Source organism: Massilia sp. Root418 (assembly GCF_001425265.1).
GTDB lineage: Bacteria > Pseudomonadota > Gammaproteobacteria > Burkholderiales > Burkholderiaceae_D > Rugamonas.
In genome coordinates this window covers 92937-119344 of sequence record NZ_LMEC01000026.1, presented here as the reverse complement: position 1 = coordinate 119344, position 26408 = coordinate 92937, and the positions used below count along the sequence as shown (strand labels likewise).

General features: G+C 66.0%; 30 protein-coding genes. 11 read left to right on the top strand and 19 right to left on the bottom strand.

All coding sequences use genetic code 11. From position 1 onward, the window contains the following. The 4 genes from ASC94_RS29020 to gcl all read right to left on the bottom strand — a co-directional run bounded on the left by ASC94_RS29020 (window position 1) and on the right by gcl (window position 4848). Window positions 1–1269, bottom strand: a complete 1269-nt coding sequence (locus ASC94_RS29020; protein WP_056404581.1) for a glycerate kinase — start codon at window positions 1267–1269, stop codon at window positions 1–3. A gap of 131 nt (window positions 1270–1400) precedes the next feature. Next, window positions 1401–2288: a 2-hydroxy-3-oxopropionate reductase gene (locus ASC94_RS29015; RefSeq protein WP_056404579.1), complete on the bottom strand. Its 888-nt coding sequence runs from the start codon at window positions 2286–2288 to the stop codon at window positions 1401–1403. 27 nt (window positions 2289–2315) lie between these two features. Beyond that, window positions 2316–3095, bottom strand: coding sequence for a hydroxypyruvate isomerase (hyi, locus tag ASC94_RS29010; protein ID WP_056404577.1), 780 nt, complete (start codon window positions 3093–3095; stop codon window positions 2316–2318). Window positions 3096–3105: 10 nt separating this feature from the next. Next, window positions 3106–4848 (bottom strand): glyoxylate carboligase, encoded by a 1743-nt coding sequence (gene gcl, locus ASC94_RS29005; RefSeq protein ID WP_056404575.1) that lies wholly within the window; start codon window positions 4846–4848, stop codon window positions 3106–3108. A 137-nt stretch (window positions 4849–4985) separates the two neighbouring features. Here gcl and ASC94_RS29000 point away from each other — a divergent pair, with 137 nt between their 5' ends. Together ASC94_RS29000 and ASC94_RS28995 are read left to right on the top strand one after the other, a co-directional pair. Further along, complete coding sequence (locus tag ASC94_RS29000) at window positions 4986–5897, top strand: LysR family transcriptional regulator (protein WP_056404574.1); 912 nt, start codon at window positions 4986–4988, stop codon at window positions 5895–5897. 102 nt (window positions 5898–5999) lie between these two features. Continuing rightward, window positions 6000–7928: a methyl-accepting chemotaxis protein gene (locus tag ASC94_RS28995; RefSeq protein WP_056404572.1), complete on the top strand. Its 1929-nt coding sequence runs from the start codon at window positions 6000–6002 to the stop codon at window positions 7926–7928. Between the two features lie 177 nt (window positions 7929–8105). On the opposite strand, the gene ASC94_RS28990 is transcribed toward ASC94_RS28995, so the two are convergent. The 7 genes from ASC94_RS28990 to ASC94_RS28960 form a co-directional block, all read right to left on the bottom strand. Next, window positions 8106–8615, bottom strand: a complete 510-nt coding sequence (locus tag ASC94_RS28990; protein WP_082616920.1) for a Clp protease N-terminal domain-containing protein — start codon at window positions 8613–8615, stop codon at window positions 8106–8108. A 19-nt stretch (window positions 8616–8634) separates the two neighbouring features. Continuing rightward, entirely contained in the window at window positions 8635–8847 is a 213-nt protein-coding gene (locus tag ASC94_RS28985; protein ID WP_056404568.1) for a hypothetical protein, read from the bottom strand. 65 nt (window positions 8848–8912) lie between these two features. Further along, complete coding sequence (locus ASC94_RS28980) at window positions 8913–9824, bottom strand: dihydrodipicolinate synthase family protein (protein ID WP_056404566.1); 912 nt, start codon at window positions 9822–9824, stop codon at window positions 8913–8915. 16 nt (window positions 9825–9840) lie between these two features. Then, window positions 9841–11181, bottom strand: coding sequence for an FAD/NAD(P)-binding oxidoreductase (locus ASC94_RS28975; protein WP_056404564.1), 1341 nt, complete (start codon window positions 11179–11181; stop codon window positions 9841–9843). Beyond that, window positions 11178–11534: a 2Fe-2S iron-sulfur cluster-binding protein gene (locus ASC94_RS28970; RefSeq protein WP_056404562.1), complete on the bottom strand. Its 357-nt coding sequence runs from the start codon at window positions 11532–11534 to the stop codon at window positions 11178–11180. Before ASC94_RS28970 ends, ASC94_RS28975 begins: the two co-directional genes overlap by 4 nt. Then, on the bottom strand, window positions 11527–12807 hold the full coding sequence (locus tag ASC94_RS28965; RefSeq protein ID WP_082616919.1) for an FAD-binding oxidoreductase: 1281 nt from the start codon (window positions 12805–12807) through the stop codon (window positions 11527–11529). Before ASC94_RS28965 ends, ASC94_RS28970 begins: the two co-directional genes overlap by 8 nt. Before the next feature lie 2 nt (window positions 12808–12809). Next, on the bottom strand, window positions 12810–13742 hold the full coding sequence (locus ASC94_RS28960) for a 4-hydroxyproline epimerase (RefSeq protein WP_056405398.1): 933 nt from the start codon (window positions 13740–13742) through the stop codon (window positions 12810–12812). Window positions 13743–13854: 112 nt separating this feature from the next. Here ASC94_RS28960 and ASC94_RS28955 point away from each other — a divergent pair, with 112 nt between their 5' ends. After that, window positions 13855–14604 carry an AraC family transcriptional regulator gene (locus tag ASC94_RS28955; protein WP_056404561.1) on the top strand — a complete coding sequence of 250 codons (750 nt, stop codon included), beginning with the start codon at window positions 13855–13857 and terminating at the stop codon, window positions 14602–14604. A gap of 193 nt (window positions 14605–14797) precedes the next feature. On the opposite strand, the gene ASC94_RS28950 is transcribed toward ASC94_RS28955, so the two are convergent. From ASC94_RS28950 to ASC94_RS28935, 4 genes are all read right to left on the bottom strand, one after another. After that, window positions 14798–15745 (bottom strand): hypothetical protein, encoded by a 948-nt coding sequence (locus ASC94_RS28950; RefSeq protein ID WP_056404555.1) that lies wholly within the window; start codon window positions 15743–15745, stop codon window positions 14798–14800. Then, entirely contained in the window at window positions 15745–16602 is an 858-nt protein-coding gene (locus ASC94_RS28945) for an ABC transporter ATP-binding protein (RefSeq protein WP_056404553.1), read from the bottom strand. Before ASC94_RS28945 ends, ASC94_RS28950 begins: the two co-directional genes overlap by 1 nt. Next, window positions 16599–16970 (bottom strand): GntR family transcriptional regulator, encoded by a 372-nt coding sequence (locus ASC94_RS28940; protein WP_056404551.1) that lies wholly within the window; start codon window positions 16968–16970, stop codon window positions 16599–16601. Before ASC94_RS28940 ends, ASC94_RS28945 begins: the two co-directional genes overlap by 4 nt. A gap of 92 nt (window positions 16971–17062) precedes the next feature. Continuing rightward, on the bottom strand, window positions 17063–17785 hold the full coding sequence (locus tag ASC94_RS28935) for a DUF72 domain-containing protein (RefSeq protein WP_056404549.1): 723 nt from the start codon (window positions 17783–17785) through the stop codon (window positions 17063–17065). Window positions 17786–17857: 72 nt separating this feature from the next. On the opposite strand from ASC94_RS28935, the gene ASC94_RS28930 reads away from it, so the two are divergent. From ASC94_RS28930 to ASC94_RS28915, 4 genes are all read left to right on the top strand, one after another. Beyond that, window positions 17858–18451, top strand: a complete 594-nt coding sequence (locus tag ASC94_RS28930; RefSeq protein WP_082616918.1) for a DUF1439 domain-containing protein — start codon at window positions 17858–17860, stop codon at window positions 18449–18451. Window positions 18452–18569: 118 nt separating this feature from the next. Beyond that, window positions 18570–19313: a hypothetical protein gene (locus ASC94_RS28925; RefSeq protein WP_056404544.1), complete on the top strand. Its 744-nt coding sequence runs from the start codon at window positions 18570–18572 to the stop codon at window positions 19311–19313. A 137-nt stretch (window positions 19314–19450) separates the two neighbouring features. Then, window positions 19451–19939: a hypothetical protein gene (locus ASC94_RS28920; RefSeq protein WP_056404542.1), complete on the top strand. Its 489-nt coding sequence runs from the start codon at window positions 19451–19453 to the stop codon at window positions 19937–19939. Next, on the top strand, window positions 19936–20247 hold the full coding sequence (locus ASC94_RS28915; RefSeq protein ID WP_056404540.1) for a hypothetical protein: 312 nt from the start codon (window positions 19936–19938) through the stop codon (window positions 20245–20247). The genes ASC94_RS28920 and ASC94_RS28915 overlap by 4 nt, the downstream gene beginning before the upstream one ends. Here ASC94_RS28915 and ASC94_RS28910 read toward each other — a convergent pair. Continuing rightward, on the bottom strand, window positions 20219–20749 hold the full coding sequence (locus ASC94_RS28910) for a carboxymuconolactone decarboxylase family protein (protein ID WP_056404539.1): 531 nt from the start codon (window positions 20747–20749) through the stop codon (window positions 20219–20221). The genes ASC94_RS28915 and ASC94_RS28910 overlap by 29 nt on opposite strands. Window positions 20750–20829: 80 nt before the next feature. Between ASC94_RS28910 and ASC94_RS28905 the strand changes: the two genes are divergently transcribed. From ASC94_RS28905 to ASC94_RS28895, 3 genes are read left to right on the top strand one after another with little or no spacing between them, the layout of a single operon-like run. Beyond that, a complete protein-coding gene (locus ASC94_RS28905; protein WP_056404538.1) occupies window positions 20830–21171 on the top strand; it encodes a helix-turn-helix domain-containing protein in 342 nt (113 codons plus the stop codon). Further along, entirely contained in the window at window positions 21168–21746 is a 579-nt protein-coding gene (locus ASC94_RS28900; RefSeq protein ID WP_056404537.1) for a DinB family protein, read from the top strand. Before ASC94_RS28905 ends, ASC94_RS28900 begins: the two co-directional genes overlap by 4 nt. A gap of 20 nt (window positions 21747–21766) precedes the next feature. After that, entirely contained in the window at window positions 21767–22429 is a 663-nt protein-coding gene (locus tag ASC94_RS28895) for a glutathione S-transferase family protein (protein WP_056404536.1), read from the top strand. Here ASC94_RS28895 and ASC94_RS28890 read toward each other — a convergent pair. Further along, on the bottom strand, window positions 22408–23340 hold the full coding sequence (locus tag ASC94_RS28890; RefSeq protein WP_056404535.1) for a LysR family transcriptional regulator: 933 nt from the start codon (window positions 23338–23340) through the stop codon (window positions 22408–22410). The two genes, ASC94_RS28895 and ASC94_RS28890, sit on opposite strands and share 22 nt — an antisense overlap. A 115-nt stretch (window positions 23341–23455) precedes the next feature. On the opposite strand from ASC94_RS28890, the gene ASC94_RS28885 reads away from it, so the two are divergent. Beyond that, the gene (locus ASC94_RS28885) at window positions 23456–23848 is read left to right on the top strand and encodes a RidA family protein (protein ID WP_056404534.1); all 393 of its coding nucleotides are present in this window, start codon (window positions 23456–23458) and stop codon (window positions 23846–23848) included. Between the two features lie 26 nt (window positions 23849–23874). Here ASC94_RS28885 and ASC94_RS28880 read toward each other — a convergent pair whose 3' ends face one another. Beyond that, on the bottom strand, window positions 23875–24927 hold the full coding sequence (locus tag ASC94_RS28880) for a LacI family DNA-binding transcriptional regulator (protein ID WP_056404533.1): 1053 nt from the start codon (window positions 24925–24927) through the stop codon (window positions 23875–23877). Between the two features lie 53 nt (window positions 24928–24980). Further along, window positions 24981–26342: an MFS transporter gene (locus ASC94_RS28875; protein ID WP_056404532.1), complete on the bottom strand. Its 1362-nt coding sequence runs from the start codon at window positions 26340–26342 to the stop codon at window positions 24981–24983. Between the last annotated feature and the right edge of the window lie 66 nt (window positions 26343–26408).

Below are 26408 nucleotides of genomic sequence, written 5' to 3'. Positions count from 1 at the left end.
CTACAGAATGAGGATGGCGCGGAAGTCGTTCACGTTGGTGCGCGTCGGGCCGCTCACCACCAGGTCGTCCAGCGCGCTGAAGAAGCTGTAGGCGTCGTTGTTGGCCAGCAGGGCCTTGCCGCTCACGCCCATGGCTTCGGCGCGCGCCAGCGTGCCCGGGGCGTACAGCGCGCCGGCGTTGTCTTCGGAGCCGTCGATGCCGTCGGTGTCGCAGGCGATGGCGTGCACGCCGGGCGCCGCTTCCAGTGCCAGCGCGAGGCTGAGCAGGAACTCCACGTTGCGCCCGCCGCGGCCGTTGCCGCGCACGGTGACGGTGGTTTCGCCGCCGGACAGGATGACGCAGGGCCGCTGGAAGGGCTGGCCGCGCGCAATCACCTGGCGCGCCAGCGCGGCGTGCATCAGGCCGATGTCGCGCGCTTCGCCTTCGATGCCGTCGGACAGGATGTAGGGGGTGATGCCGGCGTCGCGCGCCTTGTCGGCGGCCGCTTCCAGCGCGTCCTGCGCGGTGGCGATCACGTAGTGGCTGTTGCGTTCGAAGCGCGGGTCGCCCGGTTTCGGCGTTTCGCTGGCGGGCGATTCCAGGTGGGCATGCACGCTTTGCGGGATGTCGATCTTGTACTTGCGCAGGATGGCGAGGGCTTCGGTGCTGGTGGTGGCGTCCTGCAGCGTGGGACCGCTGGCGATCACGCGCGGGTCGTCGCCCGGCACGTCGGAGATCAGCAGGGTGACCACGCGCGCCTTGCCGCAGGCCAGCGCCAGGCGGCCGCCCTTGATGGCGGACAGGTGCTTGCGCACGCAGTTCATTTCGCCGATGGTGGCGCCGCTGCGCAGCAGGGCTTTGTTGAGGGCTTGTTTCTCGGCCAGTGTGATGCCTTCGGCGGGCAGGGCGAGCAAGGCGGAACCGCCGCCGGAGATCAGGCACAGCACCAGGTCGTTTTCGGTGAGGCCCTGGACCATGTCGAGCATGCGCGCGGCGGCCTTCTGGCCGGCTTCGTCGGGCACGGGGTGGGAGGCTTCGACCACTTCGATCTGTTCGGTCCTGGCGCCGTGGCCGTAGCGGGTGACCACCAGGCCGGACAAGGGGCCGTTCCAGTTGCGCTCCACCGCTTCGGCCATCGCCGCCGCGCCTTTGCCTGCGCCGATGACGAGGGTTTTGCCGTTGACGGGGGGCTGCGGCAGGAATTCCGACAGCAGCGTGCGCGGGTGGACGGCGCTGACGGCGGCGTTGTACAGGTCGAGCAAGAACTGGCGAGGGTCTGGAACGGACATGATGGGGGCTTCTTTCTTCGTTGATTCTGTTTCGGGCGGAGCTGGCGGGTTACGCGCTGTGCGCTAACCCGCCCTACAGTATGTCGGTCTGGTAGGGCGGGTTAGGCCGCAGGCCGTAACCCGCCATTGCATCAACCCTGCGCGATCTTATGGTTGGACATCAGCTCGATGGCCTGGCACAGCGCAGAGTGGTCCAGGCCCGACAGGCCGTTGGCGGCGCAGGCGTTCATCAGTTCCTGGGTGTTGGCGGTGTTGGGCAGCGATACGCCCAGCTGCTTGGCGCCTTGCAGGGCCAGGTTCAGGTCTTTCTGGTGCAGCTGGATGCGGAAGCCCGGATTGAACGCGCGCTTGACCATGCGCTCGCCGTGCACTTCCAGGATGCGCGAGGAGGCGAAGCCGCCCATCAGCGCTTCGCGCACCTTGGCCGGGTCGGCCCCGGCCTTGGAGGCGAACAGCAGCGCTTCGGCCACGGCCTGGATGTTCAGCGCCACGATGATCTGGTTGGCCACCTTGGTGGTCTGGCCGTCGCCGTTGCCGCCGACCAGGGTGATGTTCTTGCCCATCAGGTCGAACAGCGGCTTGACGGTGTCGAACGCTTCGGCCGGGCCGCCCACCATGATGGTCAGCGAGGCCGCCTTGGCGCCCACTTCGCCGCCGGACACCGGCGCGTCCAGGTAGGCGCAGCTTTTCTTGTTGATTTTCTTGGCGAATTCCTTGGTGGCGATGGGCGAGATGGAGCTCATGTCGACCACGATCTTGCCGGCCGTGAGGCCTGCTGCCACGCCGTTTTCGGCAAACAGCGCTTCCTCCACGTGCGGGGTGTCCGGCACCATCAGGAAGATGATGTCGGCGCGCTTGGCCACTTCGGCGGCCGAGGTGCACACGGTGGCGCCGCCGTCGATCAGGTTGGCCGGCGGGTTTTTGATGTCGTGCAGGTAGAGCTTGTGGCCGCCGGCTTGCAGGTGGCCGGCCATAGGGGCACCCATGATGCCCAGTCCGATGAATCCGAGGTTTGCCATGCTATGTTCTCCTAGTGGTTTTTAAAATTACGCGGCCAGCTTTTCAATCCAGCCCAGGCCTTCTTGGGTGCCGTTTTGCGGCTTGTATTCGCAGCCCACCCAGCCGTCGTAGCCGATCTGGTCCAGGTAGTTCAGCAGGTAGCGATAGTTGATCTCGCCCGTGCCCGGCTCGAAGCGGCCCGGATTATCGGCCAGCTGGATGTGCTTGATGACGGACTGGTTGGCCTTGATGGTGTTGGCCAGTTCGCCTTCCATGCGCTGCATGTGGTAGATGTCGTACTGCAGGAACAGGTTGTCCGAACCGACCGCTTCGATCAGCTCCAGGCCCTGGCGGGTGCCGGACAGGAAAAAGCCCGGAATATCGAAGGTGTTGATCGGCTCGATCAGCAGCGGGATGCCAGCCTTCTTCAGCGCGGCGGCCGCGAACTTCAGGTTTTTCACCAGCGTGTCCTGCGCCTTGGCGCGTTCCACATTGGGCGGCAGGATGCCGACCAGGCAGTTGATGCGCTTGGTGCCCAATGCCTTGGCGTAGCGCAGCGCGTTTTCCACGCCTTGCTCGAACTCGGCCACGCGGTCCGGATGGCAGGCGATGCCGCGTTCGCCGCTGGCCCACTGGCCGGCCGGCAGATTGTGCAGCACCATCTCCAGCTGGAATTGGTGCAGTTTCTCGGACAGCTGTTCCGGCTCGAAGTCGTACGGGAACAGGAACTCCACGCCCTTGAAGCCGGCGCGCGAGGCGGCGCCGAAGCGGTCCAGGAAGTGCAGTTCGTTGAACAGCATGGTGAGGTTGGCGGCGAATTTTGGCATGGTCTACTCCTTACGCGACATCGAGGATGTCGTTGAATTCATTGATGGCGTTGATCTCGGTGCCCATGGCGATGTTGGTCACGCGCTCCAGGATGATTTCCACCACCACCGGCACGCTGAACTGCGCCATCAGCTCGCGGGCTTTCTCGAAGGCCGGGATGATGTCGTCCGGCTTGTGCACGCGGATGGCCTTGCAGCCCAGGCCTTCCACCACGGCTACGTGGTCCACGCCGTAGCCGTTCAGTTCCGGCGCGTTCACGTTCTCGAAGGCCAGCTGCACGCAGAAGTCCATGTCGAAGCCGCGCTGCGACTGGCGGATCAGGCCCAGGTAGCTGTTATTCACCAGCACGTGGATGTAGGGCAGCTTGAATTGCGCGCCCACGGCCAGTTCTTCGATCAGGAACTGGAAGTCGTAGTCGCCCGAAATCGCCACGATGTCGCTGGTGGGATCGGAAGCCCGCACACCCAGCGCGGCGGGAATGGTCCAGCCCAGCGGGCCGGCCTGGCCGCAGTTGATCCAGTTGCGCGGCTGGTACACGTGCAGGAACTGCGCCGCGGCGATCTGCGACAGGCCGATGGCGGACACGTAGCGGGTGTTGCGGCCGAAGTAGTTGTTCATTTCTTCGTACACGCGCAGCGGCTTGACCGGCACTTCGTCGTAGTGGGTCTTGCGCAGCATGGTGCGCTTGCGTTCCTGGCACTGGTGTACCCAGCCGGTACGGTCTTTCAGCTTGCCGGCGGCCTTCCATTCCTTGGCCACTTCCACCAGCAGTTCCAGCGCGTAGCCGGCGTCGGACACGATGCCCAGGTCCGGACCGAACACGCGGCCGATCTGGGTCGGTTCGATGTCGACGTGAACGAAGGTGCGGTCGGCAGTAAACACGTCCACCGAGCCGGTGTGGCGGTTGGCCCAGCGGTTGCCGATGCCGATCATGAAGTCCGACGCCAGCACGGTGGCGTTGCCGTAGCGGTGCGACGTTTGCAGGCCGGCCATGCCTGCCATCAGCGGGTGGTCGTCGGGGATGGTGCCCCAGCCCATCAGGGTGGGAATGACAGGCACGTTGACGATTTCGGCGAACTCCTGCAGCAGCGCGGAAGCGTTGGCGTTGATGATGCCGCCGCCGGCGGTGATCAAAGGCTTGTCGGCGTCGTTCAGCATGCCCAGCGCTTTTTCGATCTGGGCGCGCGAGGCGCGCGGCTTGTACACTTCCATCGGCGTGTAGGTCTCGGGATCGAACTCGATCTGCGCCATCATCACGTCGAACGGCAGGTCGATCAGCACCGGGCCCGGACGGCCGGAGCGCATCAGGTGGAAGGCTTGCTGGAACACGCGCGGCACCTGGGCCGGCTCCAGCACGGTGGTGGCCATCTTGGTCACCGGCTTGGCGATGGCCGAAATGTCCACCGCCTGGAAGTCTTCCTTGTGCATGCGGGCGCGCGGCGCCTGGCCGGTGATGCACAGGATGGGAATCGAGTCCGCCTGGGCCGAGTACAGGCCGGTGATCATGTCGGTGCCGGCGGGGCCGGAGGTGCCGATGCACACGCCGATATTGCCGGCGGCGGCGCGGGTGTATCCTTCAGCCATGTGCGAGGCGCCTTCCACGTGACGGCCCAGGATGTGCTTGATGCTGCCGTTCTTTTTCAGCGCAGCGTACAGCGGGTTGATGGCCGCGCCCGGTACGCCGAATGCGACCGAAATGCCTTCCTTTTGCATTACGTGGACCGCCGCTTCGGCTGCCGTCATCTTTGCCATGGTGTTCTCCTGTGTTGTTTGTAGATGCGAGTGCAAATACCGTTGTTGATGTTTTGTATGCTATAGGCGATCTCACCGCTTGATAAGACAACAAAATATCGGTTTATTCGATACCCTGAGTATGGAATAATGTCCGGATGGATAAACTCAAACAAATTGAAGCCTTCGTGGCAGTGGTGGAGAAGGGCAGCCTGGCGCGCGCGGCGCTGGTGCAGAACATCACGCCGGTCATGCTGGGGCGCCGCATCGACGCGCTGGAGAAGCGCCTGGGCGTGAAGCTGATGCACCGCACCACGCGCCACCTGACGCTGACCGAGCAGGGCAACGTCTTCCTCGACGATTGCCGCAAGCTGCTGTCGGACTTCGAGGTGGCGGAACGCAATGTGTCGGAAGGGCGGCACAAGGCCACGGGCCACCTGATCGTATCCGCGCCGGCCTCGTTCGGACGCCAGCACGTGGCGCCGCACGCGCCGGCCTTCCTGGCGGCCAACCCGGAGGTGCAGATCTCCTTCAACCTGACCGACCAGGTAATCGACCTGGTGCGCGAGGGCTACGATCTCGGCATCCGCATCGGCGGCGTCATCGATCCCAGCTTCGTGGCCGTGAAGCTGGCCAGGAACCGCCGCGTGGTGTGCGGCACGCCGGACTATTTCGACCGCCACGGCATCCCGCGCACGCTGGACGACCTGGCGCACCACAACTGCCTGGCCTTCAACCTGCAGGGCGGCCAGCAGCGCGGCTGGTATTTCCAGCAGGGCGGCAAGCCGGTGACTATCCGGGTGCAGGGCAACCTGGACTGCAACGACGGCGAGCTGCTGCACCGCTGGGCGTGCGAGGGACTGGGCCTGGCGTGGCGCTCGACCTGGGAGATCCAGGCGCAGCTGGCGGAGGGCAGCCTGATCACCGTGCTGGACGACTTCGCGCTGCCAGACTACGACATCATGGCCGTTTATCTACAGCAAAGGCATCTGCCTGCCAAGATACGTTTCTTTATAGATGAGTTAAAGGCGGTTTATGCGCAACCGGGGTATTGGACACGCAACAGATAGTGGAAAATGCTTTTGACCGGGAAACGGTTGTAGGTACACTGAAATTGTTGTGTCACAGTGCCGCGCAAGACGGCATTCATTCATATCTCCGGGGGATTTTCCATGCCATTGCTACGCCGGCTCTCGATCAAGAACAAGCTCATGCTGAGCATGGGCTTGTGCCTGCTGTTGTTTATTGTTATTTCGTCCACGCTCAGCATTGTCATGAGCAGCAACAACAGCCGCGAGCGCGTGGTGGAGCAGGAATTGCCGGCGCAGATCGGCGAAATCCGCAACGACATCCTGCGCCAGATTGCGCAGCCGCTATCGGTGTCGCTTACCCTGGCCAACAACACCTACCTGCACGACTGGGAAGAAGCGGGCGTGCCGGACGAGGGCGTGGCGGCGTGGCAGAAATATGCGCAGCAGCTCAAGAGCAAGAACCAGGCGGCCACGGTGTTCTGGGTCTCGCACGGCACCGGCAAGTACTTCACCGACAAAGGCTATGACCGCACCCTGAGCAAGGACAAGGCCGGCGACCAGTGGTTCTACGAGTTCCTCAACAGCGGCAAGCCCTATACCCTGGACCTGGACAAGGACGTGAGCGCCGACAGCTATATGCTGTTCATTAACACCCGCGTGCAGACCGCCAGCGGCAAGCTGGGCGTGGGCGGCCTGGGCCTGAGCGTGAACGCGCTGGCGCAGACCATCCGTGCCTACAAGCTGGGCAAGTCCGGCTTCGTCTACCTGGCGCGCGCCAACGGCACGCTGGTGGTGCACCGCAATCCTGCGCTGGCCGACGGCAAGCATTTGCTGAAGGATGTGCCGGGCTTCACGCCGGAACTGAGCAAGGCCCTGCTGGGTGGCGAGAAGTTCGCGCACGCCACTTACAAGGGCGCTGAGGGCACGCAGTTCGTGGCCTCGTCCTTCATTCCCGAGCTGAACCTGTACGTGGTGGCGGAAGTGCCGGAAGCTGAAGTGCTGGGCAATATCGTGCGTTCGGCCACCGTGTCCTCGCTGATCGCGGCGGTGGTGGGCGGCGGCATCGGCCTGTTCGCCATCTTCCTGATCGCCCGCGCGATCGCCGCGCCGGTGATGCGCGCGGCCGAGATGCTGGGCGATATCGCCAGCGGCGACGGCGACTTGAGCCGCCGCATGCCGGTGGAGTCGGAGGATGAAATCGGCGCGCTGGCGTCTGCCTTCAACCGCTTCGTGTCGTCGCTGAACGGCACCATCCTCAAGGTGCGCGACAGTACGCACCTGATCGCTTCGGCGTCGAGCCAGATCGCCACCGGTAATTTCGACCTGTCGGCGCGCACCGAGCACCAGGCCTCCAACCTGGAGGAAACCGCCGCCGCGATGGAAGAACTGACTTCCACCGTCAAGCAGAACTCCGCCAACGCGGAAGAGGCCAACAAGCTGGTGGCGGCCACCACGTCCGCCGCGGTGAAGGGAGGCACCGTGGTGACGCAGGTGGTGGACATGATGGGCGAGATCACCGACAGCTCGCGCAAGATGTCCGACATTATCGGCGTCATCGACGGGATCGCCTTCCAGACCAATATCCTGGCGCTCAATGCGGCCGTGGAAGCGGCGCGCGCGGGCGAGCAGGGGCGCGGTTTTGCTGTGGTGGCGTCCGAAGTGCGCAACCTGGCGCAGCGTTCGGCTGCGGCAGCCAAGGAGATCAAGGAACTGATCGTGGACTCGGTGGGCAAGGTGGAAGCCGGCGGCAAGCTGGCCGATACGGCGGGCGTGGCCATGTCCGAGATCGTGGCATCGGTGCAGCACGTGGCCACGCTGATGGCGGAGATCACCTCGGCCAGCCACGAGCAGAGCGACGGCATTGGCCAGGTCAACCAGTCCATCATCCAGATGGACGACGCCACCCAGCAGAACGCCGCGCTGGTGGAACAAGCCGCCGCCGCCGCGCACTCCCTGCAAGAGCAAGCCGCGCGGCTGGATCAGGTGGTCGGCATCTTCAAGCTCGACGAAGCCGGCGCCGCCCGCAGCGGCAGCAGCACCAGCCCCGGCACCGCCCTCGCGTTGCGCTAAAGCCGCCGCCGCCATGCCGCCATGCCGTAATGCCGCAATGCCGCCATGCCGTAATGCCGCCATGCCGTAATGCGGTATTGCCGCAGGGCGGTATGCGTGGGGCGATACGCGTTGGGCGTTGCGCGTAGGGCGGGTTAGGCCAGGGCGGCGCCCTGGCCGTAACCCGCCAGCTCCGCCTCAGGCATGCACCTTGCCGAGTTCCTCATCAGCCGCCTGCACCAGCGCCTCCAGCTCCACATCCATCGCCCGCAGTGCGCGTGCCGCCAGACTATGCTGCATACCTGCCGCCGCCAGCAGCACATGCGCCCCGCGCAGCGGCGCCTGCGATTGCTTCGCCAGCTCCGGCAGCGCCTGCATCAGTGCCTGTCCCGACGGCTGCGAATCGAACAGCCCAGAAGCCTCGCCCGCAACCGGCAACGGCTCGCCGGCGCCGCCGGCATCGATGCCCAGCTTCCGCAACGCCTCGGAATGCTGCCGCGCCAGCGCTGCGCGGTACGCCTCCGCATCCTTGCCCAGCCGCCCGAACACCCGCCGCGCCGACCCATCCTCCAACGCCAGCGCCGACAGCACGTAATGCTCCGCGCCCGGCTGCTCCTGGCCCGCCTTGCGCGCCTGTTCTTCCGCGCCTTCGCACAGCGCCTTGATCGTCTGCATATCCTGCAGATGCTGCTTAAACCTTGAAAACATCAGTAGCCTCCTAAGTCAGTCAATCCCGCGCCAGGCTGGCCGCGTGCTTCTTGTGCGCCGCCTGCCTGGTGACGCCGAGCGCCTCCGCAACCTGTGCCCATGTCCAGCCATCGGCCATGGCTTGCCTGACCGCCTTGCGCTCAAGTTGATCGGCCATCGCGCGCAGGGCAACCACTGCGGCCAGCGCATCGGATGGTTCTTCAGGAAGTTTGAGTGTATGAAGATCAGGCATGCGTCAACTTTAGTTGACGCATGTGGGAATGTCAACTGAAGTTGACAGAATTTGCCGCGAAGATTTTAGAACAGCTTGCTCAGGTCCGGACGGGTGGCCAGCGCCTGCTTGACGATAGCGGTCACTTTTTCACGCTCGGCGCCTTGCAGTGGCTGGCGCGGACGGCGCACGTTCTCATTGCCCACGCCGGCCAGCGCTTCCACCAGCTTCAGGTTCTGAACCAGCTTGGTCGACACGTCCAGGTGCAGCAGCGGCATGAACCACTGGTACAGCTTCAGCGCCTCGTCGTAGCGCTTGGCCTTCATCAGCTTGTACAGCGCCACCGTCTCCGCGGGGAAGGCCACCACCAGGCCGGCCAGCAGGCCGTCCGCGCCCACCGCCAGGCCTTCGAAGGACAGGTCGTCCACGCCCATGAACAGCTGGTAGCGCGTGCCCACGGCGTTGCGCAGGTCGGTGATGCGGCGGATGTTGTCGGTCGATTCCTTGATCGCCACAATGTGCTCGCAGTCCGCCAGCTCCTGGAAGTCTTCCGGCGTCAGGTCCACCTTGTAGGTGACCGGGTTGTTGTACACCATGATGGGCAGCTTGGCGGCGGCCGCGATGGTGCGCAGGTTGTCCTTGGCTTCGCGCGCATCCGCAGCGTACAGCACGGACGGCATCACCATGAAGCCGTCCACGCCCAGTTCGCGTGCCTGCTCCACGAAGCGGATGGCGTTGGCGGTGCGGGTTTCACTCACGTTGGCCAGCACCGGCACGCGGCCGCTGGCCACCTTGATCGCGGTCTTGGTGACCGCCAGTTTCTCGTCGAAGGACAAAGTGCTGGCTTCGCCCAGCGAGCCGCAGGTGACCAGGCCATGCACGCCGTTCTGGATCTGGAAGTCGAAATGCCTTTCCATTTCGGCGTGGTCGAGTTCCTCGTTGGGGTGGAACTTGGTGGTCACTGCCGGGAATATGCCCTGCCATTTTGCTGCGCTCATGCTGTTCTCCTGGTGGTTATGTTGGATCGCTGTGGATGATGCTATCGACGCGTGCCGGTGTGATCGGAACGCGTACCGATTCGGGCCGCCAGCCGTAAAGCGTGGCGGTGGCGCTGCCGCAGATGCGGCCCTGGCAAGGGCCCATGCCGCAGCGCGTGTGTAGCTTGGCACTGCGCCAGCTGTCGTGCTGGCGCAGCTCGCCATGGCAAACGTCTTCGCAGCGGCAGACGACGGAGCCGTCGTTTGCCAGTGCGCGGATTTCGGCGCGCAGGGTGAAGGCGCGCGCGAGACGGCGCGCGAATCCCTGCCAGCGGCTGCGGGTGCTGATGTGGGGCAGGGCGAGATCCTGGCGCCCGGCCGCGGCCAGGCCGGCGATGCGGCCTTCGGCCAGCGCCTTGTCCACGCCGCCCACGCCGGTGCCTTCGCCGGCGCAGTAGATGCCGGGGACGGTGGTCTGCTGCCAGGTGTCGGTCTGCACCGCCTGCGTGGCCGGCGTGACGGCGCAGCCGAGCGACATCGCCAGCTCGGGATTGGGCACCAGGCCGTAGCCGCAGGCCAGGTAGTCGCAAGCGATGATTTGCGTGCCGGCGCCATGGCGCCGGAGTGTGACGCTGCGCAGGCAATCCATGCCTGCAATGCTGCCGCTGACGCTGCCTGCAGGCGCCGCGTGCGCCGCTCCGTGCATCGCGGTGCCGCTGCTGGCCGCCGTCACGTAGCTATCCCGGTAGTAAGGGATGCCACGCAGCGCGGTCCAGAGTTGCAGTCCCTGTTTGATCTTGGACGGCGTGGCGAGCAGGCCCAATGCGAAGCGCGCCAACTGCGGCGTGGCCGCCTGCTCGGCGATGGCGACAACTTGTGCGCCGCGTTCGGTGAGCGTGGCGGCGACGGCGAGCAGCAGCGGGCCGGAACCGGCGACCACCACGCGCTTGCCCGCAACCGGGTAACCGCCCTTAGCCAGCGCCTGCAGGCCGCCGGCGCCGCACACCCCGGGAAGCGTCCAGCCGGGGAAGGGCAGCAGCAGTTCGCGCGCGCCGGTGGCGATGATCAGGCGCTGGTAGTTCAACACGGCGGCAGCGGCCGGCGACTGTACCAGCAGCTGGCCGGCGGCCGGCGCGTACAGCACGCGGTGCTGGTGCATGAAGCTGACGTTGGGCGCCGCCTGCAAGGCGCTCCACAGTTCACTTGCGCGCCGGTCCGGTTGTTTGTCCGCGCCGCCGCGCCAGATCTGGCCGCCCGACATCGGATTGTCGTCCACCACGCCGACGCGCGCGCCCGGCGCGGCCACCGCCGCCGCATGCGCCGCCGCCAGCCCGGCCGGGCCTGCCCCGATGATGAGGATGTCGAACAGCTGCGTCATGCCGCGTTCTCCGCCAGGGCGGTCCGCACCTGCATGCCCGGTGTGCAGAGCGCCTGGCATGCCAGTTGATGGGCACGGCCGTCTATCGTCACGCGGCATTCGTGGCACACGCCCATGCCGCACAAAGGGCCACGCAGCGCGCCGCTGACCGAGCGCCGGGTGACCGCCGGTCCCGTCGCGCTTGTCGTCGCGCTCCAGCCGGCACCTGCGCCTGTGCTGGGGGCAGCGGCGGTGGGAGCTCCCGCCGCAGGGGCTGCAGCCGCGGCCACGCAGGCGATGGCTGCAACCACGGTTGTGCCAGCCGGCACTGTCACTGTCTGGCCGTCGATGGACAGGCTGATCAGGTCAGGCATGCGCGCTCCTCATTTGCGGGAAGCGGGCAGGCAGGTAGGGCAGCGCCGGGATGGCTGCTGTTTCGTCCAGCATTTGCGCCGCCAGCAGTTGCGCGGTGGCGAGCGAGGTGGTGATGCCAAGGCCCTCGTGGCCGGTGGCCAGCCACAGGCCGGGGCGGGCGGGGTGGGGGCCGATGATGGGCAGGCCGTCCGGGCTGGCGGCGCGCAGGCCGGTCCAGCAGCGCAGCACGTTCATGCCGGCCAGCGCGGGCGTGAAGGCGGCGGCATGGCGCAGCATGCGGGCCATCATGGCGTGATCCACGGCGAGGTCGGTGGTGCCGAACTGGCGCGAGGAACCGATCAGGATCTGCCCGGTGGGGCGGGGCTGCAGGTTGAAGGCCACCGAATCGCCGCTGGCCGCGTGGGCGCTCTTGATGTATCCCAGTTCCACCAGCTGGTGGCGGATGAAGCCGGGGTAGCGGTCGGTGATGGCGACGTGACCTTTCTTCGGTTGCACCGGCAGCTCGGCCAGCAACGCCGTCGAGCGCGAACCGGCAGCCAGCACGATGCGTTGCGCGTGCAGGCGCGTGCCGTCCGCGAGGACGACGCAATTGCCGCCCCCGCGCAGGCTCTCGCCCTGAGCAGAGCCTCCGGTGCGGGCCCCGCCGCCGGCCGGCGGCCGGCCCAAGCCGCCGTCCTTGCCATCGCAGCCTTCAATCCGCTGCACCGTGCCGCCAAGCAGCCGCGCGCCGCGCGCCAGGGCGCGGTTCATCAGGATCCGGGCACTCTTGGGCGGGTAGACCAACCCGTCGCCATCGACCAGCAGGCCGCCGGCCAGGCCGCGCCGCAGTTGCGGCTCGCGGTCATACAATTCCTGCGCGTCCAGCATGCGGCAGGGCAGGCCATGCGCGTCCATGGTTTGCGCCTTGACGCGCGCCGCAGCCAGTTCCTCGTCGTCCGCAGCCACCCAGATCGTGCCGCAGCGGCTGTATTCGTGCCGCCCCGGCTGCTCGCCCACAAAACCGCGCCACAGCTCCAGCGACCATGCCGACAGCGCCAGCTCGGCCGGACTGTCGTCCATCACCACCAGGTGGCCCATGCCCGCCGCCGTTGCGCCAGAGCCAACCACTTCCTGCTCCACCACGGTCACCTGCAAGCCGCGCGCCGACAGCGCGTCCGCGCACGCGGCACCGATGATGCCCGCGCCGACGATCAGCACGTCCGCCGCGCTGCCCGCGCCGTGTATCGCAGCGCTGCCGCTCCGGGCGCCGGCGCTGGCGTCATGGCCGGCCATGCTCACCGTATGCCCCACACCAGCGGATCGGACGGATCGAGTATCAGTGTGGCCTGCGAGTTCACCCAGGCCTGCCCGCGTATGCTGGGGATCAGCTTGCCGCCGTGGTAGCGGTAGGAGCCCTCGAACACGCTGCCGACAATGCTCTCCTGCCGCCAGACCGCCCCTTCGGCCAGCTTGCCATCGGCAGCCAGGCAGGCCAGCTTGGCGCTGGTGCCGGTGCCGCACGGCGAGCGGTCATATGCGTTGCCGGGGCAGAGCACGAAGTTCTGGCTGTCCGCCCCGTTGCGCGACGGCGCAAACAGCTCGATATGGTCGATCTCCGCCCCGTCCTCGCCCGCGATCCCGGCCGCCGCCAGCGCCTTGCGCACCGCCGCCGTGAACGCCGTCAGCGCCGCCGCGTTCGACACGTGCAGCTCCAGCCCGTGGTCCGCCACCAGGAAAAACCAGTTGCCGCCCCAGGCCACATCGCCCGTCACGTCGCCATGCCCAGGCACGTGCACCGTCACCGCATGCTGCGCGCGGTAAGCCGCCACGTTTTCCACGGTCACGCTGCCGTCCGCGTGCAGTTCGGCTTCCACCACGCCCACCGGCGTATCGATGCGGTGCCGGCCCGCGCCGATGCGGCCCATATAGGCCAGCGACGCCACCAGGCCGATGGTGCCGTGGCCGCACATGCCGAGGTAGCCGACGTTGTTGAAGAAGATGACGCCTGCTGCACAATCGGCCGCGTGCGGCTGGCACAGCAGCGCGCCCACCAGCACGTCCGATCCGCGCGGCTCGCACACCACGGCGGAACGGAAATTGTCATGCTCGCGGCGCAGCTGTGCCAGGCGCTCATGCAACGGCCCGCTGCCGAGTTCCGGGCCGCCGGCGGTGACCAGGCGGGTGGGTTCGCCGCCAGTGTGGGAATCGATGATGGAGATATTTTTCATGCTGAAATCATATGCCTTCCAGCGTACGCCGTCTTGCGGCCGCTGCGCATCAAAGATGACGAAATCGGCACAATGGCTGCGCGCCGCAGCCGCCCCGTGCGAAAATGCGCGCATGGATACCGCAAAAAGGGGAGGCGCCCGCCTGGCACTGGGCGCGCACATCGCGGACGTGTTCTTCGCCGAACCGCTGTTCGACGCGCTGCCGGACGTGGTGTTTTTCGTGAAGGACGCGCAGGGCCGCTATGTGGTTGTGAACCAGACGCTGGTGAAACGGTGCGGCTTGAAGCACAAGGATGCGCTGCTGGGCCGCACGTCGGCGGAAGTGTTTGCGCGCCCCTTCGGCCAGAGCTACCTGGCGCAGGACGAGGCCGTGCTGGCTGGCGGCGCCGAGATAGCGGACCAGCTGGAGCTGCACCTGTATCCGAACCGCGATCCGGGCTGGTGCCTGACCCGCAAGACCGCCTTGCGCGATGCCTCCGGCGCCATCGTGGGCCTGACCGGCATCTCGCGTGACCTGGCCATGGAGGACAGGAAGAATTCGGCCTACCACAAGGTGGCGGCGGCGGCCCGGCTGATACAGGAGCGCTACGACCAGCCCTTGCCGCTGCCGGAGCTGGCGCGCACGGCCAATATGTCGGTGGCGCAGCTGGAGCGCTATTTCCTGCGCATTTACCAGCTTACGCCGCGCCAGGTCATCATCAAGACCCGGCTGGATGCGGCTTCGCGGATGCTGGCGGGGGAGGCCAGCGTGGCGGACATCGCCCTGGCTTGCGGTTATGGCGACCATAGCGCTTTTACCCGCCAGTTCCGCGCCACGGTGGGGGTGACGCCGACGCAGTACCGGCGGGTTACGCTGCGCTAACCCGCCCTACGCAAACCCAAGCGCTGCTTCGTAGGGCGGGTTAGGCGCCAGCCGTAACCCGCCGCATACCGTCAGCCACCCCGCGTTGCATCGTAGGGCGGGTTAGGCGCCAGCCGTAACCCGCCGCATGCCGTCAGCCACCCCGCGTTGCATCGTAGGGCGGTTTAGGCGCCAGCCGTAACCCGCCACACCGTCAGCCCTCTTCGCGCCAGCGGCGCAGCCACACTGCGCCGGCGATCATGGCCACACCAGCCGCCACGCCTACCCACAGCACTGGATTGCCCAGCGTGCTCCAGGATGCCCCGAACAAGTCCGCATTGCGCACGTGCTCGGCGCCTTCCTGCACCAGGGCCTGCGGGTTGATCCGGCTGTGCAGGAACCAGTTGCCGGGAGCGACGCCCAACAACAGGCGGCTGACGACGTTTTCCATGAACCAGCCCTGCGGCATGCCCAGCCCGAAGATCTTGTTGGCCCAGGCGACCAGCACTGCCGTCACCAGCGGCGCGCCCACGGCCCACAGGAACACCTTGGAACGCGCCCAGCTCGACACCAGCAGCAGCCAGCCCACGGTGGGCAGCGCCCACAGCATGTACACCGGGATCAGCCCGATCAGGCGCAGCGGCGACAGGTAGAAGGCAGGCGACGACAGCACGGGGCCCAGCAGGTTCACGCCGTGCATCGCCATGCTGATACCCAGCAGCACCGCAATCACCAGCGACAGCGCAATGCCGATCAGCACACTGACCAGTGGTATCGCCACCAGGGCCAGCACCACCTTGGACAGCACGGTCATCCGGTCCGACACGGGCAGCGACTTCCAGAACAGCAGGCTGCGGTCGCGGCGGTCGTCGTGCAGCGCGCCCAGGCAATAGAAGAACACCAGGAAGCCGAGTATCAGCAGGATGGGCACCGAGAAGGCCATGTAGACGTCGGCCAGCATGGCGATGGTGGTGTCGCGCGCCGCGCCGCCCAGTTCCACGCTGATCTTGCTGGCGCCACCCTCGAAGGCCATGTCGCGGCCCAACAGCAGGCCGCTCAGGGTCAGCAGGGCGATCAGCCCCGCCACCACGGCAGGCGCCCACAGCACCATGCCCTTGTGCTCCCAGAACTCGCGCTTGATCAGCCATTTCATCGTTTTCATTATTCGTAGCTCCCTTTCATGGTGGCGACAAACAGGTCCGCGACGCTCGGGGTGCGGATCTCGCCGAATTTTTCAAGCTGGGCGCGCGAGGCGCCGTCGAACAGCATCACTGCCTTGCCGAACACGCTGCGCTGCGTCATCGGCGCCAGCGCGCTGGCGGCGTTGATGAACTGCGGCTCCACCATCACCTCCGTGTAGCGGTCGCCGATTTCCTCCATCGAGGCCGCCAGCGTGATCTTGCCGTCGCGGATGAACATCAGGTCCGTCAGCAGGTTTTCCACTTCCTCGATCTGGTGGGTGGTGATGATGATGGTCTTGTTCTCGTCGAAGTAGTCCTCCAGCAGGTTCTGGTAGAACTGCTTGCGGTACAGGATGTCCAGGCCCAGCGTGGGTTCGTCCAGCACCAGCAGCTTGGCGTCGATGGCCATCACCAGCGCCAGGTGCAGCTGCACGATCATGCCCTTGGACATGGCCTTGACCTTCATGGACGGCTCCAGCTTGGTGTGTTTCAGGTAGCGCTCCGCCTTCTCGCGGTTGAAGCGCGGGTGCACGCCTTCCACGAAGTCGATCGCATCCTTCACCTTCAGCCAGCGCGGCAGGATGGCCACGTCGGCGATGAAGCACACCTCATTCATCAGCGCGTCGCGCTGCTTGCTCGGGTCCATGCCCAGCACCGACAGCTCGCCTTCGAACTGCGTCAGGCCCAGGATGGCCTTGAGCGTGGTGGTCTTGCCGGAGCCGTTGGGGCCGATCAGGCCGACGATGCGGCCGGGCTGGATCTCGAAACTGGCCTGGTCCAGCGCCAGCTTCTTGCCATAGCGCTTGCTCAGGTTGCGTGCGGTGATCAGGGCGCTCATGCCGGCGCTCCCGGCGCGCCGCCATCCTGGGCCGCGCGCAGCAGCTGTTCCAGGTCCAGCCCCAGGCGGCGGATGCGTTCCACCATGGCGGGCCATTCCTCGCGCACAAAGCGTTCGCGTTCGCTGGCCAGCAGTTTTTCGTGTGCGCCTTCGGTAACGTACATGCCTAACCCCCTTCGTTTTTCAACCAGGCTTTCGTCCACCAGTTCCTGGTAGGCCTTGGACACGGTAATCGGATTCAATTGGTAATCGGCGGCGACTTGCCGCACCGAGGGCAGGGCGTCGCCCGGCTTGAGCAAGCCGTCCAGCATCATGCCGAGCACCCGCTCCTTGAGCTGGCGATAAATCGGCGTGTTGTCATTCCACATACATGCGTCCTCCTGGTGATGTGATGAAGTGGTGTTGTAGTGAACTATAACACTAGAATTGAGCGCTGCAAGTGTTTTTTTTGCACGGGGTGTCAGGAAAGGCGGCGCAGCAGAGAGACAGCGTTGGCGGCGGCGGCGCCGGAGGCGGTGTTGTCGAAGATACACCAGGCATCATGGCCGTCGCCGACCCGGCCGGCCAGGCTGGTGGCGGCCTGGCCCAGGTAGTCGTCCTCGTAGGAGGAGAAATAGATGCGCGGGCTGCCGTGCAGGCGCGCATAGGTGGTGGCGGTGGTAGCCACGTGCGGTCCGGGCTGGCCCTTGGGCGGATCGGCAATCACGCGCGTGACGGCAGCGCCGCTCAGCAGCGTGGTGGCGGCATCGCCGAACCAGCTGGGATGGCGTGCTTCGCAGGCGATCATGCAGGCAAAGCGCTGCCGCACCAGGGCGAAGAACGTGCCGGCGGTGACCGGGTCGAACTGCAGGCTGGGTGGCAGCTGCACCAGCACGCAGCCCAGCTTGGCGCCCAGTCCCGCCACCTCGCCGGCGAAGCGCTGCATGGCTTCCCCGCAGCCGGCCAGGCGCAGCTCGTGCGTCATGGTCTTGGGCGCCTTGACGGCGAAGCGGAATGCTTCTGGAACGGCGGCGGCCCAGCGCTCGTAGGTCTGCGGCTGGTGTGGACGATAAAAAGAGGAATTGATTTCGGCGGCGTTGAGTACGTCGGCGTAGCGTTGCAGGTGGCTGCCCTCGCCAGGAAAGTCCGCGCTGACGGCCCTGGGGATGGACCACCCCGCACACCCGATTCTCGCTACCGCCATGGCGCCTCCGTGTAAGATAAGACACTCTACGGCACCCTGGCGCTGTCTGGCGCCCGCTTTACAGGAATAAAGATGACGTACACAACTTACCGCCGCCGCATGCTCGGCATCGCGGCCGCCGCCGCTGCCGTTGCAGCTGCCGGCCTGCTGGCCTCCTGCGCCGGCTTGATCGGGCCGCGCCAGTTCGAGGTGCCGCTGGAGCGGCTGCAGAAAAACCTGGGACAGCGCTTCCCCGTCAACCACCGCGTGCTGGGCGTGTTCGACGTCCAGCTGAGCAACCCGCAAGTGAGCACGGTAGGGCAGAACGACCGCGTGGCGCTGTCGGCCGAGCTGACCGTGTCGCCCATGCTGATGCGGCAGTCGTGGCGCGGCAGCCTGGCGCTGTCCGGGCGGCTGGTGGTGGACAACGTGCGCAACGCGGTCTTCCTCGCCGACGCGCAAGTGGACCGCTTCGCCATCGACGGCATGGGGGAGTCGCAGCAGCACCAGATCGCCGGTGCCGCCAACCTGTTGGCGGACAAGCTGATACGCGACGTGCCGCTGTACAGCTTCAAGCCGGAAGACTTGCGCTATGCGGGCGTGCAGTTCGTCCCCACCGGCATCCGCACCACGCCCAGCGCGCTGGTGATCATGCTGGAGCCGGCCACCCAAACCGCGCAGCGGTAGTTGCAGCGGTAGTTGCAGCGGTAAGTGCAGAGGTAAGCGCAGGAGAACCGTGACAATGCGCGTATATTTTAAGGGGCGCCAGCGGCGATAATCTCAGTTTTCGCTGACTGAGGTTGTTATGCCGTACATTGGTGCCGGACTCCATATAGCCATCGCCCTGTTTTTCGCCGTGCACGCCGTGCGCTCGCGGCAGCAGACCTACTGGCTGTTCATCCTGTTCTCCTTCCCTCTGCTGGGCAGCATCGTCTACTTCCTGGCGATCTTCCTGCCGGACTCGCGGCTGGAGCATGGTGCGCGCAAGGCGGTCGCGGCTGCGGCGCGCTCGCTGGACCCTGGCCGCGAGCTGCGCGAAGCGCGTGCCGCCTTCGACTACACGCCCACCGCGCAGAACCAGATGCCCCTGGCGCAAGCCCAGCTCGAAGCGGGCGCAGCAGCGGACGCCGCCGCCACCTACGACGCCTGCCTGAACGGCGTGTTCGGCAGCGACCTGGAAATCCGGCGCGGTGCCGCGCGCGCCAACCTGGCCTGCGGCCGGGTGGCGGCGGCCATCGCCCATCTCGACTTCATCATCCAGTCCGACCCGCAGTTTCGCGCCGAAGAAATCGCCCTGCTGCGCGCGCAGGTGCTGGGCGCCAGCGGCCGCAAGGACGAAGCGCGCGCAGCTTTCGAAGACGCGCTGGCCCGCTTCGGCAGCTTTACCGTGCGCGCCGAATTCGCCATCTGGGCCGCCTCCGTCGGCGACACCCAGCTGGCCGCCGCGCAGCGCCCCGAACTGGAGCGCGTGATGCAGCGCTGGACCCGCCACAACCGCGGCCTCAACGCCGACCTGGTCCGCCGCCTGAATGCCGCTTACGCCGCTTGACCATGTCCCGTTTCGTCTCCATGAATTTGCGCATAGCCGCAACTTGGCGCATGCTGCGGACATGACGAATTGCTCAATGTGCGGCATGGCGTCGAACTTTAAAATGGCTGAACCGATATGTCGCGATTGCCGATGCAATGGACGAGTTCAGGCCATACACGAGATCGCTGGACGACGAACTGGACTGGAAACGCCTGGATCAACTGTATGGCGTTGTGACGCAACTTAGCGGGTTCTGTTTCGAAACAAAAAAATTTTGCGTTACAACTGAATTTGTCATTCTGGCGTTGTTGGCCAAAATAACCCACGGGACACTGGATCGCGCATTTTTCATTGCGGGGGTGGCAATCCCTCTATGCTTTTGGTTCCTGGATGCAGTGGCCTATTTTTATCAGGTAAAGTTGCGTGGCGCGATGGACGATGCATATGAGCGCGTCAGGGAGCGCAACAGGAGGCACTTAGTTGACGGGGTGGGGGCGCTGGTCATTTCGCAGCAGCGTGTTGCGGGGGCGCTTGCACGTAGAGTTGCCAATGCCGCGCTGAATCACTCCATGTGGTTATATGTGTTGTTGGTTGGTGCCGACCTTGTCGTTTGGAATGCATTTCGCTTGGGGTACGCGACATGAAGATTTTTGTCAGTTATACGTTGCGGGACGGCCAGGTAACTGCTGACTTGCTGGAAGGGCTGCACCGTCATTTGGCCGAAGTCTGTAGTCCGTTTATCCACGTCCTTGAGGCGCCCCGCCTCAGGTATCAACAGCTCGCGGTGCTGTGGGCGCTCCTCCGCAGCGGGGCCGTCGTGTTGATTGTTTCTCCTTTGGTTCACCAGTCTCCCTGGGTACAGTTCGAACTGGCGGTGGGCCGCCTATTACGGCGCCCCGTTATCCTTTTGGATGTGGCGGTTCTCAGGCATCAGCGGGCAATGCTTGGCTGAAGTGCTCCGGCGCCACCCGGCAGGCGTTCGCGATGAAGGCGATGGTGTGGTAGTAGCCGCACAAGGCGATGATTTCCAGGATCTGGGCGGGCCGGTAGGCCGCTGCCAGTTGCTGCCACGTCGCGTCCGAGATGCTGGCGCTGTCGTGCAGCTCGTCGGCCGCACGCAGGAGCAGGTCCGTGCTGTCGTGGGCCTGCGTGGCGGCGATGTCGGCGGCGCTCAGGCCGGCGGCGCGCGCGAACAGGGCGTGATGCACGCCCCATTCATAAGCGCAGCCGCAGCGCGCGCAGGTGCGCAGGATGAGCAGCTCGCGCTCGCGCAGCGTGATGGCGCCCGCGTCGAGCAGGTTGCCGGCGAACAGGCGCTGCAGCACGCGCGGACTGTGCGCCAGCGTGCGGAACAAGCCCAGCGGCGCCATCCCCGGCGGCATGATGCGGTCGAATGCTTGCTGGATGGCGGGCGCATATGGCGCGCCCAGCGGCTCGATTCTCGGTGCGTGCATGACAGTCTCCTGGTTGGGTGCTACACTGGGTGCTACGGATAATGTAGCAGACAAATGCAACTTGGCTCAAGGAGAAAATCATGGCGACGCCAAAACCAGGCATGCCGGTGCGGGGCTCGCGCAGCGGACGGCCCATCATGGCCTTGCTGGACCTGCTGGGCAGGCGCTGGGTGATGCGGATTATCTGGGAGCTGCGCGCGGAGCCGCTGACGTTCCGCGAACTGCGCGCGCGCTGCGACGATATGTCGCCCACGGTGCTCAATCAGCGGCTACACGATTTGCGCGAGGCCGCTATCATCGGCCAGGCCGGCGAGGGCGGCTATGCGCTGAGCGCTCTGGGCGCGGGATTGCTGGAGTCCATGGGGCCGCTGTTGCAGTGGTCGGACAAGTGGCAGCGCGCCCTGGACAAGGAGACCCTATGACGACACTTTCGCACCACCTGCTGACCGAGGCGTACAACAACGCCTGGGCCAACCACCGCCTGCTCAAAGCCTGCGCGCAACTGAGCCAGGAGGAATTCGAGGCGCGCCGTACCAGCTTTTTTCCCACCATCAAGGCCACGCTGAATCACATCCTCACGGTGGACTGGTTCTACATCGACGCGCTGGAACGCGAGTTGCGCAACGCCGAGCCGCACCCCAACTACCTGAGCTTTTTCGAGCGCGACGAGCCCTGTGCCACCGTGGCCGAACTGCGCGCCGCGCAGAAGGACGCGGACCGGCGCCTGATCGAATACTGCCAGCAGCTGAAGGACGATGAACTGGGCCGCGTGGTGACCATCCTGCGTACCGGCTCGGTGCAGCGCGACAAGCGCCATCGCCTGCTGGCGCACCTGTTCGGGCACCAGATCCACCATCGTGGCCAGGTGCACGCCATGCTGTCGGGAACCGGCGTGGCGCCGCCCCAGCTGGACGAATTCTTCAGCGCCGGCGAGGCGGACCTGCGCGCGCAGGATTTCAAGGAACTGGGTTGGACCGAAAAACTGATATGGGGCTGATCCCCGGAAGGAGTTCTGCAATGACCGTCACCATCACCGCCTTTGAATGTTCCCCGGACCGTGGCCTCGGCCTGGCGCGCGATACGCGCGTGCGCTGGGCGCTGGAGGAAGTGGGCCTGCCTTACCAGGTGCGCCATCTTACGTTCGAGACCATGAAGCAGCCCGCGCACCTGGCGCTGCATCCCTTCGGCCAGATCCCCACCTACGAGGACGGCGATACAACCATCTTCGAAACCGGCGCCATCGTATTCCACCTGGCCCAGCACCACGCGGGCCTGCTGCCGGAAGAGGCGCATGCCCGTACGCGTGCGGTCACCTGGCTGTTCGCCGCGCTCAACACGGTCGAGCCGCCCATCCTGGAATTCGCCAACGCCAGGATACTGGAGCGCGACAAGCCGTGGGCTGCGGAGCGCATGCCGATGGTCGAGGAGCGCGTGCATGCGCGCATGCGGCAGCTCGCCGGCTACCTGGGCGACACCGAATGGCTGGACGGCCCCTTCAGCGCGGCCGACCTGATGATGGTGTCGGTGCTGCAGCGCCTGAAACCGTCGGGCATGCTGGACGGCCATCCCGTGCTCGCCGCCTATGTCGCCCGGGGCGAAGCGCGGCCCGCCTACCAGCGCGCCTTCGAAGCGCAGCTGGCGGACTGGCGCGCCGGCTCTCAGCGCGCCGCCGCGCCGTAAGGCACCACCGGCGCGTGCTGCGCCATCAGTTCGGCCACCCAGTCGATGAAGACGCGCAGCTTCCTGCTCACGTGGCGATGGGGCGGATAGGCCACGTACAGCGGCATGGGGTCGGCGCGCCAATCCGCGAACAGCGGCAACAGCTCGCCCCTGGCCGCGTGCGCCTTCGCCATATAGGCCGGCAGCCATAGCGCGCCCAGGCCCGCCAGGCCGGCCGCCAGGTAGGCGTTGCCGTCGTCGATGGTGAGGATATGGCGGCCCTGCATTTTCACGCTCTCGCCGCCTTTGCGCATGGCGTAGGGGAAGCCGTCGCCGCTGCCGCTCCAGCGGTACTTCACGATGCGGTGGCCGTCCTCCTGCAGCTCGGCCGGGTGGTGCGGCGTCCCGGCGCGCGCCAGGTAGGCCGGGGCCGCGTACACGCCCAGCGCCAGGTCGCCCACGTGGCGCGCCACCAGCGACTGGTCGGTGACGGCGCCGCCGCGCACCACGCAGTCCACGTTGTCGCCGATCAGGTCCACCTTGCGGTCGCTGGCGCCCATGTCGAACTGAATCTCCGGGAACTTCGCGTGGAACTGCGGCAGGGCCGGTATCAGGATCAGCGTGGCCAGGGGGCTGGGCACGTCCACCCGCAGCACGCCGTGCGGCGCGGCCGAGGCGCCCGGCAGGCTGCTTTCCACATCCTCCAGCTCGGCCAGCACGCGTACGATGCGCTGGTAGTACACCGCGCCGTCTTCGGTGACGTTGACCTGGCGGGTGGTGCGGTTGAGCAGCTTCAGCCGCAGCCGCGCCTCCAGCTGCTGCACCAGCTGGGTCACCGTGGTGCGGCTCATGTGCAAGGTTTGCGCCGCCTTGGTGAAGCTGCCTGCCTCCACCACGCGCACGAATGCCTTCATCGCGTCCAAGCTGTCCATGCCGCCTCCGCTTATCAATTGTTTGGATTATACAAACAGTGATGGCGCAAGTTGCGTGTTTATCCGCGATGCGCGTACAGGTAAAGTTGATCTACACTTTTTATGGAGAGTTCCAATGACAGTACGAGACGTCGTTTTTCCGCCCGGGCGCCAGGCGCTCTATGAGCAGAACCGCTATTCGCCCGCGGTCCGCGCCGGCGGCCTGCTGTTTGTGTCGGGCCAGGTCGGCAGCCGCGAAGATGGGTCGCCGGAGCCGGAACTGGAAGCACAGGTCAGGCTCGCGTTCAAGAACCTTAACGCCATCCTGGAAGCGGCCGGCTGCACCTTCGGCGACGTGCAGGACGTGACGGTCTTCATCGTCGATCCGGAATCGAGGTTCGAACGGATCTGGGGCGTGGTGCAGGAATTCTGGGGCGCTGCGCCGCATCCCACCGTCACCGCCGTCGGCGTGACGTGGCTGTACGGCTTCCAGTTCGAGATCAAGGTGATCGCCAGGCTCCCGGACTAGGCGCCCGGACCAGGGGAGGGAGCAGCTCAGCTGCTGCCGCGCGGCACCAGCTCGAAGCCGGTGTTGATGGCGCGCGCCGGCTGCTGCCCGGCGGTGTGCTCCAGGCGCTCCAGAATGGCTTGCGCGGCCAGGGTGCCGATCCGCGCGCCATCCACGCGCACGGTGGTCAGTGGCGGCACGGTATGGCTGGAGAAGTTCAAGTCGCCGAAGCCGACCACCTTGAGCTGCTCCGGCACCCTCACGCCCCGGCTGGCCGCTTCGATCAGCGCGCCATGCGCCAGCGTGTCCGAGCTGCACACCACCGCGTCCAGTGCGGGATGCGCCTGCAGCAGCTGGGCCATGCCTTCGCGCCCAAGCGGCAGCGTGCCCGGCACCGGCGCCACGTGGGTGGCCAGCACGCTCACGCCCTGCTTGGCCAGCGCGACCTGCAAGCCCTGGTTGCGGCGCGCCGCACGCGGGTCGCTGGCGGTGAGGATGGCGAAGCGGCGGCAGCCCCGCTGCAGCAGATGCGCGGCCGTCGCGTGGCCCACTTCCTCGTGCGAAAAGCCGATCACCATGTCGATCGGCGTGGTCGTCATGTCCCAGGTTTCCACCACCGGCGTGTTGGCCAGCTTCAGGCGCCGCCGCGTGTTATCGGTATGCAGGGTGCCGGTCAGGATGATGCCGTCCGGGCGGCGGCTCAGGATGGTCTCCACCAGGATCTCCTCGCGCCACTCCTCGTAGCCGGAAAAGCCCAGCAGCAGCTGGTAGCCGGCTTCGGTGAGCGTGTCGCTGGTGCCCTGGATCATGTCGGCGAAAATCTGGTTCGAGATGGTCGGCAGCATCAGCGCCACCAGCTTGGTACGGCTGGACACCAGGCCCCCGGCCAGCATGTTCTTCACGTAGCCGGTTTCCTGCACCGCCGCCTGCACCTTGGCCAGCGTGTTCGGGCGCACCAGGTGCGGATGGTTCAGCGCGCGCGACACCGTGATGGGCGACACGCCGGCCACCCTGGCCACGTCCACCAGGGTGGCGCCGCTGACCTGCACCTGCGCCGTCGGCGTGGTCAGGATGCGCAGGTCGGGCCGTTTGCTTTCCATGAATCGTCCTGCATGGTTCGGTTGAGATGCCGGGGATTCTACGGCAATCCCTGCTATTTGGGGGAGCTCAGGCGGCTAAACTCGAAGCGCTTGATCTCGCCCACCAGCACCAGGTAGCAGAAGACGGCCATGGCCGCATTGGCGCCCACGAACACCAGCGCGCCGGCGAACGAACCGGTGGCCTGCAGGATGTAGCCGATCACGATGGGCGTGGTGATGCCGGCCGTGTTGCCGAAGGTGTTGAACAGGCCGCCGCTCAGGCCGCCCGCTTCCTTGGGCGAGGTGTCCGCCACCACCGCCCATCCCAGCGCGCCCACGCCCTTGCCGAAGAAGGCCACGGCCATCAGCGCCACTACCACCCAGTCGGTTTCCACGTAGTTGCAGATGATGAGGCTCATCGACAGCAGCATGCCGCACACGATGGGCGTCTTGCGCGCCGCCGACAGCGAATGGCCGGATTTGATCATGCGGTCCGAGACGAAGCCGCCCAGCACGCCGCCGAAAAAGCCTGCAATGGCGGGCAGCGCGGCCACGAAGCCGGCCTTCAGGATGGTCATGTGGCGTTCCTGCACCAGGTAGACCGGGAACCATGTCAGGAAGAAGTAGGTCAGCGTGGTGATACAGTACTGGCCGATGTACACGCCCAGCAGCATGCGGTTGCCCAGCAGCTGCTTGATGTTGGCCCAGGTGTCGACCTGGCGCGGCGCGCGGCCCTTGCTGCCGCCTTCAATGTCCACCAGGGCGCCGCCCGCCTCGATGTAGGCCAGTTCGGCGGCGTTGATGCGCGGATGGTTGCGCGGACCGTAGATGGTTTTGCGCCACACGAAGGCCATCACGATGCCCAGGCCGCCCATCACGTAGAACACGCTCTGCCAGCCGAAGCTGTGCACCAGCCAGCCCATCAGCGGCGCGAACAGCACCGTGGCGAAATACTGTGCGGAATTGAAGATGGCCGCCGCCGTGCCCCGTTCCGCAGTGGGGAACCAGGCCGACGTGATGCGGCTGTTGCCGGGGAAGGAGGGCGCTTCGGCCGCCCCCACCAGCAGGCGCAGGCAGAACAGGGCCGCCACGGCGCTGGCGCCGGTGAGGAAGCCCACCCAGCCCATCATGACGGTAAACAGCGACCAGAAGAAGATGCTGAAAAAGTAGGTAATCTTGGAACCGAAGCGGTCCAGCAGCCAGCCGCCGGGCAGCTGCGCAACAACGTAGGACCAGGCGAAGGCGGAAAATACATAGCCCATCTCCACCGGCGACAAGCCGAGCATTTTTTTCAGCTCGGGGCCGGCGATGGAAATCGTGGCGCGGTCCGCGTAGTTGATGGTGGTGATCATAAACAGCATGGCCAGGATGGTCCAGCGCACGCGGGTGGCAGGCGGCGAGGCCTGCGGGAAAGAAGGGGAAGGCTGCGGATTCATGAGGTCTCCATAAGGTGGCATGGGTGTTGCGCGCACTTGCGGCGGCTTGATGAAATGATGATAGCG

What these genes read in the sequence shown, in the direction of transcription:
- ASC94_RS29020 (WP_056404581.1), bottom strand. Translation starts at nt 1,269, where the DNA reads ATGTCCGTTCCAGACCCTCGCCAGTTCTTGCTCGACCTGTACAACGCC.
- ASC94_RS29015 (WP_056404579.1), bottom strand. Translation starts at nt 2,288, where the DNA reads ATGGCAAACCTCGGATTCATCGGACTGGGCATCATGGGTGCCCCTATG.
- hyi (WP_056404577.1), bottom strand. Translation starts at nt 3,095, where the DNA reads ATGCCAAAATTCGCCGCCAACCTCACCATGCTGTTCAACGAACTGCAC.
- gcl (WP_056404575.1), bottom strand. Translation starts at nt 4,848, where the DNA reads ATGGCAAAGATGACGGCAGCCGAAGCGGCGGTCCACGTAATGCAAAAG.
- ASC94_RS29000 (WP_056404574.1), top strand. Translation starts at nt 4,986, where the DNA reads ATGGATAAACTCAAACAAATTGAAGCCTTCGTGGCAGTGGTGGAGAAG.
- ASC94_RS28995 (WP_056404572.1), top strand. Translation starts at nt 6,000, where the DNA reads ATGCCATTGCTACGCCGGCTCTCGATCAAGAACAAGCTCATGCTGAGC.
- ASC94_RS28990 (WP_082616920.1), bottom strand. Translation starts at nt 8,615, where the DNA reads ATGTTTTCAAGGTTTAAGCAGCATCTGCAGGATATGCAGACGATCAAG.
- ASC94_RS28985 (WP_056404568.1), bottom strand. Translation starts at nt 8,847, where the DNA reads ATGCCTGATCTTCATACACTCAAACTTCCTGAAGAACCATCCGATGCG.
- ASC94_RS28980 (WP_056404566.1), bottom strand. Translation starts at nt 9,824, where the DNA reads ATGAGCGCAGCAAAATGGCAGGGCATATTCCCGGCAGTGACCACCAAG.
- ASC94_RS28975 (WP_056404564.1), bottom strand. Translation starts at nt 11,181, where the DNA reads ATGACGCAGCTGTTCGACATCCTCATCATCGGGGCAGGCCCGGCCGGG.
- ASC94_RS28970 (WP_056404562.1), bottom strand. Translation starts at nt 11,534, where the DNA reads ATGCCTGACCTGATCAGCCTGTCCATCGACGGCCAGACAGTGACAGTG.
- ASC94_RS28965 (WP_082616919.1), bottom strand. Translation starts at nt 12,807, where the DNA reads ATGGCCGGCCATGACGCCAGCGCCGGCGCCCGGAGCGGCAGCGCTGCG.
- ASC94_RS28960 (WP_056405398.1), bottom strand. Translation starts at nt 13,742, where the DNA reads ATGAAAAATATCTCCATCATCGATTCCCACACTGGCGGCGAACCCACC.
- ASC94_RS28955 (WP_056404561.1), top strand. Translation starts at nt 13,855, where the DNA reads ATGGATACCGCAAAAAGGGGAGGCGCCCGCCTGGCACTGGGCGCGCAC.
- ASC94_RS28950 (WP_056404555.1), bottom strand. Translation starts at nt 15,745, where the DNA reads ATGAAAACGATGAAATGGCTGATCAAGCGCGAGTTCTGGGAGCACAAG.
- ASC94_RS28945 (WP_056404553.1), bottom strand. Translation starts at nt 16,602, where the DNA reads ATGAGCGCCCTGATCACCGCACGCAACCTGAGCAAGCGCTATGGCAAG.
- ASC94_RS28940 (WP_056404551.1), bottom strand. Translation starts at nt 16,970, where the DNA reads ATGTGGAATGACAACACGCCGATTTATCGCCAGCTCAAGGAGCGGGTG.
- ASC94_RS28935 (WP_056404549.1), bottom strand. Translation starts at nt 17,785, where the DNA reads ATGGCGGTAGCGAGAATCGGGTGTGCGGGGTGGTCCATCCCCAGGGCC.
- ASC94_RS28930 (WP_082616918.1), top strand. Translation starts at nt 17,858, where the DNA reads ATGACGTACACAACTTACCGCCGCCGCATGCTCGGCATCGCGGCCGCC.
- ASC94_RS28925 (WP_056404544.1), top strand. Translation starts at nt 18,570, where the DNA reads ATGCCGTACATTGGTGCCGGACTCCATATAGCCATCGCCCTGTTTTTC.
- ASC94_RS28920 (WP_056404542.1), top strand. Translation starts at nt 19,451, where the DNA reads ATGGACGAGTTCAGGCCATACACGAGATCGCTGGACGACGAACTGGAC.
- ASC94_RS28915 (WP_056404540.1), top strand. Translation starts at nt 19,936, where the DNA reads ATGAAGATTTTTGTCAGTTATACGTTGCGGGACGGCCAGGTAACTGCT.
- ASC94_RS28910 (WP_056404539.1), bottom strand. Translation starts at nt 20,749, where the DNA reads ATGCACGCACCGAGAATCGAGCCGCTGGGCGCGCCATATGCGCCCGCC.
- ASC94_RS28905 (WP_056404538.1), top strand. Translation starts at nt 20,830, where the DNA reads ATGGCGACGCCAAAACCAGGCATGCCGGTGCGGGGCTCGCGCAGCGGA.
- ASC94_RS28900 (WP_056404537.1), top strand. Translation starts at nt 21,168, where the DNA reads ATGACGACACTTTCGCACCACCTGCTGACCGAGGCGTACAACAACGCC.
- ASC94_RS28895 (WP_056404536.1), top strand. Translation starts at nt 21,767, where the DNA reads ATGACCGTCACCATCACCGCCTTTGAATGTTCCCCGGACCGTGGCCTC.
- ASC94_RS28890 (WP_056404535.1), bottom strand. Translation starts at nt 23,340, where the DNA reads ATGGACAGCTTGGACGCGATGAAGGCATTCGTGCGCGTGGTGGAGGCA.
- ASC94_RS28885 (WP_056404534.1), top strand. Translation starts at nt 23,456, where the DNA reads ATGACAGTACGAGACGTCGTTTTTCCGCCCGGGCGCCAGGCGCTCTAT.
- ASC94_RS28880 (WP_056404533.1), bottom strand. Translation starts at nt 24,927, where the DNA reads ATGGAAAGCAAACGGCCCGACCTGCGCATCCTGACCACGCCGACGGCG.
- ASC94_RS28875 (WP_056404532.1), bottom strand. Translation starts at nt 26,342, where the DNA reads ATGAATCCGCAGCCTTCCCCTTCTTTCCCGCAGGCCTCGCCGCCTGCC.